At 71.1% G+C, this 12,456-nt stretch carries 11 protein-coding genes; 3 read left to right on the top strand and 8 right to left on the bottom strand.

From position 1 onward, the window contains the following. Positions 1-57 precede the first annotated feature (57 nt). Positions 58-1,131 (top strand): 3,4-dihydroxyphenylacetate 2,3-dioxygenase, encoded by a 1,074-nt coding sequence (hpaD, locus tag HNO80_RS11060; RefSeq protein ID WP_175322907.1) that lies wholly within the window; start codon positions 58-60, stop codon positions 1,129-1,131. Between the two features lie 8 nt (positions 1,132-1,139). On the opposite strand, the gene HNO80_RS11055 is transcribed toward hpaD, so the two are convergent. The 6 genes from HNO80_RS11055 to HNO80_RS11030 form a co-directional block, all read right to left on the bottom strand. Next, positions 1,140-2,474: an MFS transporter gene (locus HNO80_RS11055; RefSeq protein WP_175322906.1), complete on the bottom strand. Its 1,335-nt coding sequence runs from the start codon at positions 2,472-2,474 to the stop codon at positions 1,140-1,142. 89 nt (positions 2,475-2,563) lie between these two features. Then, positions 2,564-5,632, bottom strand: coding sequence for an AAA family ATPase (locus HNO80_RS11050; protein ID WP_175322905.1), 3,069 nt, complete (start codon positions 5,630-5,632; stop codon positions 2,564-2,566). Next, positions 5,629-6,834, bottom strand: coding sequence for an exonuclease SbcCD subunit D (locus HNO80_RS11045; RefSeq protein WP_175322904.1), 1,206 nt, complete (start codon positions 6,832-6,834; stop codon positions 5,629-5,631). Before HNO80_RS11045 ends, HNO80_RS11050 begins: the two co-directional genes overlap by 4 nt. A gap of 65 nt (positions 6,835-6,899) precedes the next feature. Continuing rightward, a complete protein-coding gene (locus HNO80_RS11040) occupies positions 6,900-7,862 on the bottom strand; it encodes an MIP/aquaporin family protein (protein ID WP_175322903.1) in 963 nt (320 codons plus the stop codon). Positions 7,863-7,956: 94 nt separating this feature from the next. Beyond that, positions 7,957-8,295: a DUF202 domain-containing protein gene (locus tag HNO80_RS11035; protein WP_175322902.1), complete on the bottom strand. Its 339-nt coding sequence runs from the start codon at positions 8,293-8,295 to the stop codon at positions 7,957-7,959. Beyond that, entirely contained in the window at positions 8,292-8,648 is a 357-nt protein-coding gene (locus HNO80_RS11030) for a YidH family protein (RefSeq protein ID WP_175322901.1), read from the bottom strand. The genes HNO80_RS11035 and HNO80_RS11030 overlap by 4 nt, the downstream gene beginning before the upstream one ends. 128 nt (positions 8,649-8,776) lie before the next feature. Between HNO80_RS11030 and HNO80_RS11025 the strand changes: the two genes are divergently transcribed. After that, positions 8,777-9,922: an ADP-ribosylglycohydrolase family protein gene (locus tag HNO80_RS11025; RefSeq protein ID WP_175322900.1), complete on the top strand. Its 1,146-nt coding sequence runs from the start codon at positions 8,777-8,779 to the stop codon at positions 9,920-9,922. Here HNO80_RS11025 and HNO80_RS11020 read toward each other — a convergent pair. Then, on the bottom strand, positions 9,909-10,460 hold the full coding sequence (locus HNO80_RS11020; RefSeq protein ID WP_175322899.1) for a DUF4395 domain-containing protein: 552 nt from the start codon (positions 10,458-10,460) through the stop codon (positions 9,909-9,911). The two genes, HNO80_RS11025 and HNO80_RS11020, sit on opposite strands and share 14 nt — an antisense overlap. A 75-nt stretch (positions 10,461-10,535) precedes the next feature. Continuing rightward, on the bottom strand, positions 10,536-11,561 hold the full coding sequence (locus tag HNO80_RS11015) for a 3'-5' exonuclease (protein WP_175322898.1): 1,026 nt from the start codon (positions 11,559-11,561) through the stop codon (positions 10,536-10,538). A 67-nt stretch (positions 11,562-11,628) separates the two neighbouring features. Here HNO80_RS11015 and HNO80_RS11010 point away from each other — a divergent pair, with 67 nt between their 5' ends. Further along, positions 11,629-12,396: a VTT domain-containing protein gene (locus tag HNO80_RS11010; RefSeq protein ID WP_175322967.1), complete on the top strand. Its 768-nt coding sequence runs from the start codon at positions 11,629-11,631 to the stop codon at positions 12,394-12,396. The last annotated feature ends 60 nt before the right edge of the window (positions 12,397-12,456 follow it).

The following is a 12,456-nucleotide window of genomic DNA, read 5'->3' as shown; positions in this document are numbered from 1 at the left end:
GCACTGACGCTACCGCCGTCCGCCACCGCACCCGCCAGCTCAAAGAGGAGTCACATCATGGCCAACGACATCATCACCCCCACGGTCCCCGCGCCGGACATTGTCCGCTGCGCCTACATGGACCTCGTGGTCACCGACTTGGAAAAATCCCGCGCGTTCTATGTGGACCTGCTGGGCCTGCACGTCACCTACGAGGACGAGGACGCGATCTACCTGCGTTCCTTCGAGGAGTTCATCCACCACAACCTGGTGCTGCGCAAGGGCCCCGTGGCCGCCGCCGCCGCGTTCGCCTACCGGGTCCGCACCCCTGAAGACGTGGACAAGGCCGAGGCCTACTTCGCCGAAATGGGCTGCCGCACGGAGCGGCGCAAGGACGGCTTCGCCCGCGGGATCGGCGATGCCGTCCGGGTGGAGGACCCGCTGGGCTTCCCCTACGAGTTCTTCTACGAGGTCGAGCACGTGGAGCGCCTCACCCAGCGCTACGACCTCTACAGCGCCGGCGAACTGGTGCGGCTGGACCACTTCAACCAGGTCACCCCCGACGTCCCGCGCGGCCGGAAGTACCTGGAGGACCTGGGCTTCCGGGTTTCCGAGGACATCAAGGACTCCGCGGGCGTGACCTACGCGGCCTGGATGCACCGCAAGCAGACCGTGCACGACACCGCCCTCACCGGCGGCGACGGGCCCCGGATGCACCACATCGCCTTCTCCACCCACGAGAAGCACAACATCATCCAGATCTGCGACAAGATGGGCGCACTGCGGATCTCGGACCGGATCGAGCGCGGACCCGGGCGGCACGGCGTGTCCAACGCCTTCTACCTCTACATCCTGGACCCCGACGGCCACCGCGTGGAGATCTACACCCAGGACTACTACACCGGCGATCCGGACAACCCCACGGTGACCTGGGACGTGCACGACAACCAGCGCCGCGACTGGTGGGGCAACCCCGTGGTCCCGAGCTGGTACACCGAGGCCTCCCTGGTCCTGGACCTCGACGGCAAGCCGCAGCCGCTCGTGATCCGCACCGACAGCAGCGAAATGGCCGTCACCGTCGGCGCCGACGGCTTCGCCTACACCCGTGAACCAGGCGAGGAGCGCGGCTTCAAACTCGGCTCCCAGCTCTAGCCGGCTGGCTACGCGGCGGCCGCCGTCGTCTTGTTCCGTCGCTGGAGGACGACGGCGGCTGCCGCTCCGAGCAGCAACAGCGCCGCCGCGGCGCAGACCGGAACCAGGAACGCGGCCGAATAGCCGGAGTTCTGTGCCAGCTGGCCGGCGATGGACGAGCCCAGCGCTGTGCCGGCGACAATGCCGCTGGCCAGCGCCGTCATCACCGTGCCAAGTTTCCCTGCCGGGGCCACGACGCCGCCGATCGCGAACACGGTGACCATCAGCGGACCCACCGGCAGGCCCAGGACCAGCAGCACCAGGATCATCGGCAGGGCCGCCGAGGGCAAGAGCAACAGGGCCGCGAGCCCGGTCATCAGCGCCGCGCAGGCCAGCCAGCGGGCGTGGACGCTGAACCGCCGCGGCCAGTACGCCACGGAGAGCGCCGCGGCGGCGGAGCTCAGGCCCATCACCGCGTAGAGCAGTCCGGCCAGCTCCGAGGTGGCGAAGCTCGCCGAGAAGGAACTGAGGGAGGTCTGGGTCGATCCGAAGAAGGTGCCCATGCAGACCATGGCCAGGACCGGCAGCCCGACGGCGGCGAAGCTTGCCGCGCGCTGCCCGGTGGTGAGGGCCCTCCGTTGCTGCCGGGCGGCGTCCGAGGCCGCGCGGCTCCGTGCCGGTGTGCGCGGCACCGCGCGGTGCGTCGGGTGCACGGCGAACGCGGGAACCAGGGTGAGGGTGAGCGCGGCGGCCAGCGCGAGCGGCAACCAGGGGCTGAGGAGGCTGGCGAGGATGCCCACCAGGGCCGGGCCGAGCACAAAGGTCAGCTCGTCGGCGGTGCTCTCATAGGACAGGGCGGTGTCCAGGTCTTCAGCGTGTCCGCCGCCGCGGGCGCTCAGGGCCATCCAGCGGACCCGTGCCAGCGGGCCGACCTGCGGGCAGCTGGCGCCCGCCACGAAAGCCGCGGCAAGCACCGGCACGGCCGCGGCCAGCTCCCGGCCGCTCGGGACCAGGTATGCGGCGAGGATCAGGGCGGTCACGGCGACCGTGTTAAAGACTGCGGAGAAGAGCAGGACGGGGCGTTGGCCCAGCCGGTCGGCGACGGCGCCCAGCACCGGGGCGCCGAGTGCCGAGCCGATGCCGACGGCGCCGGCAGCGGCGCCGCCCACGGCATAGGAGTCGGTGACTGCGGTGACGAGGGTGAGGGCGCCGACGGTCAGCATGGCCAGCGGGAGACGGGCGAAAAGCCCCAGCGGGATGAAACTCCGTCCGGCGAGCAGGGGCAGCCGGGCAAAGCGGCCGCCGCTGCGGGGTGCCGCGGGCGCAACGGACAGGGACGTCGTGGAAGACGGTGAAGGGTTCATGATTCCGGGTTCGTTCGATAGTGCGCATCGTCCCTCCTCCCGATGCGCGCGACCCGGTAACCCTCCGATTGTACCCGAGCCGGCGGGCCTCAGGCCGGGGTGTCGTCGGAGATGTGCAGGGTGGATCCGTTGCGGCCCTTGACCACTTGGAGCTGGGTGGTGATGCGCTGCTTCATTTCCGCGACGTGGCTCACTAGGCCCACGACCCGGCCGCCGTCGCGGAGTCCTTCGAGCGCGTCCATGACCTGTTCGAGGGACTGTTCGTCGAGGCTGCCGAAGCCCTCGTCCACGAAGAGCGTCTCGATGTCCACGCCGCCGGATTCCATCTGCACCACGTCCGCGAGACCGAGGGCCAACGCGAGCGACGCCATGAAGGATTCGCCGCCGGAGAGCGTGGCGGTGTCGCGGCGCTGGCCGGTCCACTGGTCCACGACTTCGAGGCCCAACCCGGATTTCTGCCCCCGGGCCGCCTTGGCGTCGGTGTGCTGCAGGGTGTAGCGGCCGTCGCTCATGCCGATCAGCCGCTCCGAGGCCGCGGCCGCCACCTGCTCCAGCCTGGCCGCGAGCACGTAGCTGTTCAGGCTCATCCGGTAGCTGTTGTCTCCGCCGCCGCGGGCCGCCTCGGCCACGGCGGTCCACAGCGCTGCCCGTTCCCGGGGCTCCCGGCCGGCAGCCGCGTGCTCCGCATACTCGGCGGAGATCCGGCCCAGGGTCCGCACCGACTTCCCGGCAAGCCCGGAGGCCAGTACAGCATCCCGGGCGTTGCGTTCCGCCGCGGCACATTCGGCCCGGAGCTGATCGAGCACGGCGCCGTCCACGGGGCCGTCCGTGGCCAGCTCCCGGGCGGCCAGGGCGAGTTCCTCCCCGGCAAAGAGTTCCGTAAGCCGGGCGGCTTCGTCCTGCCCGGCACGGACGGCGGCTTCCAACCCGGCCGCATCCGGTGCCGGCAGGAGCACCGAACGGGCCGCGGACGCCGACTCGAAGCCGGCGTCCGGGAGCGCCCGCTCAAGTTGGGCACGCGCATCAGCGGTCCGCGCCCGGGCCTGTTCAAGGCTGCCGGCGGCCGCATCGGCGCGTTCGAGCAGAGCCGTCGTTCCGCGAACGGAGACGAGGCGCTTGCCGAGGCTCGCGTGCCCGGCGCGCAGGCCCGCCAGGGCGGCCTCAAGGCCCTCGACCTGTCCGAGGACCTCGCTAATGGTGGATTCGGTCTGCGCGATCCCGGAAGCGGCCGCCGTCCGGGCCTGCTCCGCGGCCAGGATCTCCTCTTCCAGCTCCGAACGCCGGGCCCGGTTGGCCGCCAACTCCGCGGCGGCGCGGGTGGCTTCGGCCGACCGCTCTTTCGCGCGTGCGGCGTCACTGCGGGCCACGTCGGGCTCGGTGTCGCCGCCCTGGGCGGCCAGCACGGCAAGATCCTGCTGGGCTTCGCCAAGTTCACGTTCCAGCGCCGACAGCACAGCCTCGGCCGCCTCGGCGTCCTCCTGCGCGGCCTTTTCAGCCTCGGCGATGGCCAGGGCGGACGCCGCGGCCGGAGCGGGAGCGGGGTGCTCGGCGCTGCCGCAGACCGGGCACGGCTCGTCCGGGAGCAGCTGGGCCGCGAGTTCCGCGGCGGCATTGGCGAGCCGCTCTTCCCGGAGGTCCAGCCAGCGCTGCCGGCGGTCCTGGTGACTGTCGCGGGCCACGCGGTGGCGGTCAGTGATCCGTGCACACTTCTCCGCGGCGGAGGCATGGCGGGCCACGATGGCGACCAGCTCTTCCGCGGCGGCGGCTTCCTTGGTGCGCAGCTGGACTTCGGCGGCAAGCTCTTCGAGCGGGGCCAGGACGGCAAGGAGTCCGGCGGACTCGGCGCGCAGGGCGTCCAGGGCAGCGGCGCCGGATCGGCTGGCTGTGTGCAGCCCGTCCAGGGTGAGCTGCAGTTCGGCGCTGCGGCCAATCAGAACGGCAAGCCGATCCTCGTCCGGCAGCCGCTCCTCCAGGACCGCCCGGAGGGAGCGCAGCCGGCCGAGCTCGCTCCGCAGCACGGATCCTTCGAGAAGCGTCTCGTCGGCCGGTCCGCCGGAATCCGAAAGGGCGGCCGGCAACGCGGCCAGCTCCGGGTCGGTGAGCGCCGCGGCCCGCAGTTCCGCGGCCGCGCCGGCGGCGGCCACGGCCGCGCGTTCCTCGGCCGCCTCGGCACTGTCTACCGCCTGCAGCTGGCCGCCAAGCACTTCGGCCTTCCGGTGCTGTTCCAGCAGTGCGGCCTTCTCCCGCAGCTCCGGGGCTGCTGCCTCGGCGGCGGCCCGGCGGTGCTCGGCCGCCGCAAGTTTTGCCTGCCGCGCGGCGCGCGCCGCCGTGCCCTCGAGGCGGCCCGCCAACTCGGCGCCGAGCCGCTCGGCCTCGACCGCGGCGGCCTGGCGTTCCCCGGCGGCCGAGCCGGCGCTGGCCTCAAGCCAGGCCAGCAGCTGGTCGGCGTCGTCGCGGCCGGGGGCCCCGTCCAGCTCAAGGCCCAGACCCGCGGTTTCCGCTTCGGCCTGGGCCAGCAGCAGTTCGAGCTTGTTGTTGAGGCTTTCCACCTCGGTGCGGGCCGCAGCGGCGCGCCGGCCCAGTTCCTGTTCCACCGCTTCGAAGCGCTGGGTGCCGAAAAGGCTTTGGAGCAGCACCAGCCGGTCGGAGGCCTTGGAGCGCAAGAAGGCGGCGAAGTCGCCCTGGGGCAGCATCACCACCCGGGTGAACTGCTCCCGGTCCATGCCCAGCAGGGCGGTGATTTCGGCACCTGCCTCGTCATTGCGGCCGGACTTTTCCAGCCACTCGCCGTCCACCCGCTCGCGCAGCAGGGTGTTGGCTTTCTGCTCGGTGAAGCCGTTCTTGCCCCGGGCGCTGGGCTTGTTCCAGGCGGGCGTCCGGGATACTTCGAAGTGCCTGCCCTGGGCGGAGAACTCGCAGGTGACGCGCGGCTCGGCGGCGGGGTCCGCGTGGTCGCTGCGCAGCCGCTTGCCCTCCTGCCGGGCGCCGGGCACGGAGCCGTAGAGGGCGAAGCAGATGGCATCCAGGACGCTGGTCTTTCCCGCGCCGGTGGCGCCGTTGAGCAGGAAGAGACCGTGCGTGCTGAGCCGGTCGAAGTCAATGTGCTCCGTGCCGGCGAAGGGGCCGAACGCGGAAATTTCCAGGCGGTGGATCCTCACCGGGACACCCCTTCCAGTCGGACGGCTTCGAGGGCTTCGGCCAAGACTCCGGACTCGGCCTCGTCGGCGGCGCGGCCCCGGACATGTTCCAGGAACCCGCAGCAGATCGAGAGATCGTCCCCGGCCTGGGCCAGCCGGCTGCTGTAGCTGGTCTTGGCGGAAGCCTCGGCGCCCTCGGGGTCGAAGCCCAGGACGAGGGTGTCGGGGAAACGCGCCCGCAGCCGTTCCATGGCCTGGTTCGGGCGTTGCGCGTCGGTCAGCGTGATCTGGCAGTACGCTCCCTCGGCCCAGGCGAACTCCTCGTCCGTGAGCAGCTCGTCCAGTTTGCCGCGCAACGTGGCGAGGCGGCGGGGCGCTTCCCACAGGACTTCGGTGACGGCGGTGACGCCGCTGGCATCGACGTCGATCAGCCAGCCGCCCTTCTGGTGCCTCGCTTCGGAGAACGAGTAGGCCAGCGGTGAGCCGGAATAGCGGACGGCGGGCGAGAGCGACTGCCGGCCGTGCAGGTGGCCCAGCGCGGTGTAGCTGAAGCCGTCGAAGAGATCCAGCGGCACAGCGCCGACCCCGCCGATGCTCAGGTCGCGTTCGCTGTCGGAGCTGATCCCGCCGCTGGCGAAGGTGTGGGCGAGCACCACCGAATGAACGGTCCGGGTCTTGGACCGGGCTGCGATGTCGGCGCGGACCAGCCCGGTGGCGGCGCGGGTCACTTCGAAGTGGCTGGCGGTCTCGACTCCCAGCTGCCCGGCGACCAGCCGCGGCTCCAGCCAGGGAATGCCGTAGATCGCCAGCACCGGCCCGGCGCCCTCGTCTTCCGACCCGGCGTCGTTCGACCCGGCGTCGTTCGAGAGCGGGAGCAGCAGCGGGGTGTCCAGCTCGGCGAGCCGGGTGCGCAGGTGCACTCCCCCGCGTTCGAGCAGGCGGGAGGCAAAGCCGAGCCGGATGGCCGAGTCATGGTTGCCGCTGGTCAGCACCACCTTCGCCCCGGCGCCGCTCAGCCGCACCAGGGCGTCGTCGAGCAGGCCCACGACGTCGACGCCGGGCAGCGCACGGTCGTACACATCGCCCGCGATGAGGACGACGTCGACCGACTCTTCACGGACGACGCCGACAAGTTGGTCGATGAAGGCGCGCTGGGCATCGAGCAACCCGACGCCGTGGAACGACCGGCCCAGGTGCCAGTCCGAGGTGTGCAATAACCGCATGCCACTACGCTATCGGCTGCCACCGACACTATTGCGCACCGGCCCGGCGGCAGGGGTGACGGACGTTACGGGGTGCGCTTGTCGAAGAAGTCGCGGGCTTCATCGGCCGGGGTCGCGGGAGTCGCCGGCGCTGCCGGTGCGGCGTCCCGCGCGTCCGGCGCGGCGTTGTGCCCGCCGGGCTCGCGGGCCGCGTCAAGACTGTCGTCGTCGACGTCGGCATCCCCGCCGGCCCGCTCCGGCCCGCCGGAAACCCCGCCGGCCCGCACCGAGGTGCTCGCGAACCCCCGGAATACCAGTCCGGCAACCGCGGCGCCGACCAGCGGCGCCACCCAGAAGAGCCACAGCTGGCCCAGGGCGTCCGGGCTGCTGAAGAGCGCGGACGCCGTGGCACGTGCCGGGTTGAACGGGGCGTTCCCAATGCTCTGGCCCAGCTGCAGCAGCACGGCCATGCTCAGTCCGACGGCGAAGGGCGCAGCGGCCTTTGCCGGGTTGCGTCCCGCGGTGGTGCCGAGATACACCGCCACCAGCAGGGCGGCGCCGAGCACCTCGACCAGCAGCACGCCGGCCATCGGGGCTTGGATGACCGAGCGGCTGTCAAAACCCGCCGCGACCGTGTCGAAGGCCGTCTGCGTGCCGTTGAGCTTGGGAACCGTGCGCAGCACGCCGAACAGCGTCAGCGCCCCGAGCAGGGCGCCCGCCAGCTGTGCGCCGAGGTAGGCGGCGGCGTCGAGCGGCCTGGTCCGGCCGGCAATCGCATTGCCCACCGTGACGGCGGGGTTGAAATGGCCGCCGGACAGGTAGCCGAAGGCCAGCATGGCCGCCGTGAGGGCCAGGCCCGCCGCCAGCGAGGCGGACATCGGGTTGTACTGCGGAACGGCGAACAGCGGCACGCCCAGGCCCACCACCGCGACGAACAGGGTCCCCAGTGCCTCGGCGGACAGCCGAGCGATGAGGCCTGGCTGTCCGCCATCGGGTACGAGGGCCGGCTGGGCGACGTCCGGCTCGGAGGCTGGCACTGGCATGGTCATGGCGCGGAGATCCTTTGGCTGGCGGTCATGGTCTGCTTGGAGTCTGCCAGCGGAGGCTGGATGTTCGCTGGAGCCCCGCCGGGCCGGGCGGCGGCTACGTCCCGAGCGCGATCGCGGCCACCGTGCTCGCGGCGAGCGCCAGGACAGCCGCCGTCGCACTGAACATCAGCGCCGCCGGGGCCGCGTCGGTGGAGCGGCGCAGCTGCCGGGAGCGCACCCGGACGCAGACAAAGACGACCACGGTGGATCCGAGCGCCGCGGCGGCACACAGTCCGAGGTAGTCGAAGCGGCCCGCGACATGAACCCCCGCGCCGGACAGCGCCCAGGTGCGCCAGATGAACAAATCCGCGACGACGAGGGCCAGCAGGGTCCGGCCCCAGGACAGGGTGGTGCGTTCCGGCTGCAGCCCCGGGTCCCGTGGCGACGCGGTCACCGTGCGATCAAGATCAGGATGGCGATGGTGAGCGCGGCGATGGCGACGCCGACGGTCATGACCAGCATCAGCCCGGAGTAGGGCAGCTCCCGGTCGTTGCGCATCGCGGCTTCCATCCGGCCCCAGCGGTGGTAGGCCAGCGCGGCCAGTCCGGCACCGAGGACCGCCAGCACGACGCAGATGGCGATGCGCACGGGGCCCGGGGCGATGTTGGGGGCCAGCTGGTCGATGGCGAGGGCACCCGCAATCAGGGCCAGCGAGGTCCGTACCCAGGCCAGGAAGGTCCGCTCGTTGGCCAGCGTAAACCTGTAGTCGGGCGTGCTGCCGGTCTTGCGCCACGCTGGTTCGCGCATCACTCTCCCTTGTCCGTCCTTTGTCCGGGGCTGCGGCACCACGACGAACCTGGCACCACCAGCACCCTACCCGCCCCAGCCGGCGCCGCGTTCCCGTCCGGGCCGGGCACCGGGGTAAATTTGAAGGCATGAGCATTGAGCCCGGCAGCACCGCGGCGGCAGCCCCGGCACCGTCCCATGAGTCCCGCATCCACGGCTGCCTGCTGGGCGGCGCGCTGGGCGATTCGCTGGGCTACGCCGTCGAATTCGCGAAGATCGACGAGATCCGCGCCACCTACGGCCCGGAAGGACTGCGGGACTTCACCGGGCTCGAGGGCGGCAGCCACTTCTCCGACGACACACAGATGACGCTGTATACGGTGGACGGCCTGCTGGAGGCACTCGAGTGGGCCAACTCGGGCGTGGCGGCGGACACAAATGCCTGCCTCTGGCTTGCCTACCTGCGCTGGCTCGGCAGCCAGGGCGAGGCACTCCCGGACTCCGCACCCTTCCAGCCGCCGCGCTGGATAGACAGCCACGCAGTGCTCCGGCACCGCCGTGCCCCGGGCAATGCCTGCCTCAGCGGCCTCGCGACCGGGGAAATGGGGACCGTGTACCGGCCGGTCAACCCGGACTCCAAGGGTTGCGGCACGGTGATGCGCTCGGCGCCGTTCGGGCTCATTCCCTACGTCCCGGCGGACGCGGTCTACAAGATGAGTGCGGACGCCGCGTCGCTGACCCACGGGCACCCCGCGGCCCGGCAGAGCGCCGGCGTGTTCAGCCTGCTGATCCATGCGCTGGTCAGTGGCAAGGACCTGCACGAGGCGGCTGGCGCCGCGCTCTCGCAACTGCAGGACGGCCCGCTGCCGAAGGGTGAGGAGCCGGATGCCGCCCTGGTCGACCGCTTTACGACGTCCCTGCGCCTAGCCGCCGCAGCAGCGCCCGGGGCCGAAAGCGAGGGTTCCGGGGGCCTGCTCGGCGCGGAGGAACTGGTGCGGGAACTCGGCGAAGGCTGGGTGGCCGAGGAGGCGCTCGCCGTCGGCCTTTATGCCGTGCTGGCCACCGCACCGGCGACGACGGCGGCTGCCGACAGCCCGGAGGAGCACTTCCGGGCCGCGATCGCGGTGGCGGTGAACCACAGCGGCGACAGCGATTCGACCGCCTCGATCGCCGGGAACATCCTGGGGGCGCACTATGGCGAGGAATGCCTGCCGGCGGACTGGCTGGCGGCCCTCGAGGCCCCCGACGTTATCAGGGGCATGGCCGCACGACTGGCGGCGGTTACGGGCGCCTGAGCGAAATGTTGTTGCAGGCTTCGCAGACATCCTCGGGGATGAGTCCGCGGCGCTGCAGCAGCCCGAAGATCGCACAGCCGAGGCAGAAGCCGGCGAAGGCCTCCAGCGAGGCGGCCGCGATCAGGGCCCCGAGCAGGATCCAGGCCACCGGCGCCAAGCCCGCGGCGAAGAGGATGGCGGCCGCCGTGGACAGGGCAGCTCCGATGCCCTGAGCGAAGCGCTTCGGCGGCCCGGGAACCAGCCGCTTCTTCCCCAGCAGCGGAGTCAGGACCTTGACCGAGAGCACACCGAAGGGCGAAATCCGCGGCCCGAACAGCACCCGCAGCCAGAATCCGGCGGCGATGACCGCCAGCCCCCAGCCGGAGCCGGTCAGGAGCGTCACGAGGGACAGCAGCACCACGAGCGCCGCGGTAATCCGCGCGGAGTACTCGTTCACCGGATTGGGGAAGGCAAAGACTTTGCCCCAGTCGATTCGGCCGTGCGGGTCAGCGGCGGGAGCCTCTGCTGCGCGGGCGGGTGAAGAGATCAGTTTGCTCATCGATTAAGGCTATGAGCGGACCGACCCCGGGCGAAATGATTGTTGCGCCGTATGACCTGCGGGCGAGCGGAGCTCCTAGCCGGCCTGGGCCGCCGCGGCAGCGATGTGGCCGCCCACCATCTGCAGGAACTCCCCCTCGGAGAGGACCTCGATCCGCTGGCCGCGGTCATGCAGTTCCAGGACCCGGCGCGCCTTGCCGGTCAGCCGGCCCGAACGCAGGTCGGTCGCGACGAAGCCGTCCCCCACCACCAGCACCGTGGTGCGGGCGGTGACGCGGCTCTCGGGCCGGGCTCCCAGCTCGGCGGAGCGCAGCTTCGCCTCGGGCCGCGGAATCGCCAGTTCCCCGGTGAACACCACGGTCTGCCCGAACAGCGGGTGGTCCGGTTCGGCCCCGGCGTTGGGCACGGGGTTGGCGCCCTCGTCCGGCCAGGCGGGACGGAACGCGCGGGCCGCCGGAGCCGGGCCTTGCCCGGCGGCGAGCGCCTCGAGGGCGGACCGGGTGGCTTTGGAGAGCGGGTCGCGGCGCGGATCGAAGGCAGGCTGGCGGGAAACGGTCAGCCCCAGCGAGAGGTACAGTTCCGCGATGCTGGCGGCGCCGTTGCGGGCCGCGATGTCGATCAGGATGCCGGCGCACGCCCGGGCGTCCTCGGCGGCGTCGTGGTGGTTGAGCAGCGGCACGCCGGCCTCCTCGGCGGCGTACGGCAGCGAATTGGACACCAGCGAGTAGCAGCGCCGCGACAGCATCACGGTGCAGACGTAGTCGTAGGCGGGGCCGGGCAGTCCGGAGACCTCCAGGCCGGAACGGATCACGCCCAGGTCGAAGGCGGCGTTGTGGGCGGCCAGCACGTCGTCGCCAATGAAGGCACCGATCTCGGGGAACAGTTCACCGAAGCGCGGCAGGCCGGCGACCTGCTCGGGCCGGATGCCGTGGATGCGGACGTTGTTGTGGTCGAAGGCGTCGTGGTTCGCGGGCGGCCGCATCAGCCAGGAGGCCTCTTCGACGACGACGCCGCCGCGCACCTTGCTCAGGCCGACGGCGCACGGCGAACCGCGGAAGCCGTTCGCAGTCTCAAAGTCGATCGCTGTAAAGTCCAAACCCACGCTCCAACTTTAGCGCCGGAACCGGCCGCACCCGGTCAAGTACCCTAGATAGGTGAACCCTTACACCCTGCACGACTTCGCCGTGACCACCCTCGGAGGCGCCGGACCGGTCCAGCCGCGCCTGGCCTCGTTCCTGCCCGACTGGCTCAACCCCCAGGTCTTCCTGGCCGACCCTGCCCTCGCCCCGTGGGTGGTGGTCCTGGTCTGCGGCATCATCTTCGCCGAAACCGGGCTGCTGATCGGCTTCTTCCTGCCGGGTGACTCGATGCTGTTCACCGCCGGGCTGCTCGTCGCGACGGACACGATCAAGTTCAATATCTGGGCGTTTGCCGCGCTGATCGTCGTTGCCGCGATCATCGGCAACCAGGCCGGCTACCTGATCGGTTCCAAGGCCGGTCCGGCCATCTTCAACAAGCCCGATTCCAAGCTGTTCAAGCGCGAGAACGTCGAAAGCGCCCACGCATTCTTCGAGAAGCACGGCGGCAAGGCGCTGATCCTGGCCCGCTTCGTCCCCATCATCCGGACCTTTGTCCCGGTGATCGTCGGCGTGGCCCAGATGAGCAAGCGCAAGTTCTTCATCTACAACGTGATCGGCGCCGTGCTGTGGGGCGGCGGCGTGACCCTGCTGGGCTACCTGCTGGGCGACAAGGTGCCGTGGGTCCGCGACAACCTGGACATTATCTTCATCGCGATCGTGCTGCTCTCGGTCATCCCGATCGGCATTGAAGTGATCCGCGGCCTCATCGCCAGGCGCCAGGCCGAAAAGTACGGCACCGGGCTGGTCGAGGAATTCATCGAGGAGCACGAGCCCGAGGAAGAGCGCAAGACGCCGTAGCGCCCGCTACGGGACAAGCAGTCCGGCCCAAAAGGATGGCGCCCCACACTGTGGGGCGCC

Source organism: Arthrobacter sp. C9C5 (assembly GCF_013359735.1).
Taxonomy (GTDB): Bacteria; Actinomycetota; Actinomycetes; order Actinomycetales; family Micrococcaceae; genus Arthrobacter.
This window is presented reverse-complemented; position numbering and strand designations above follow the sequence as displayed.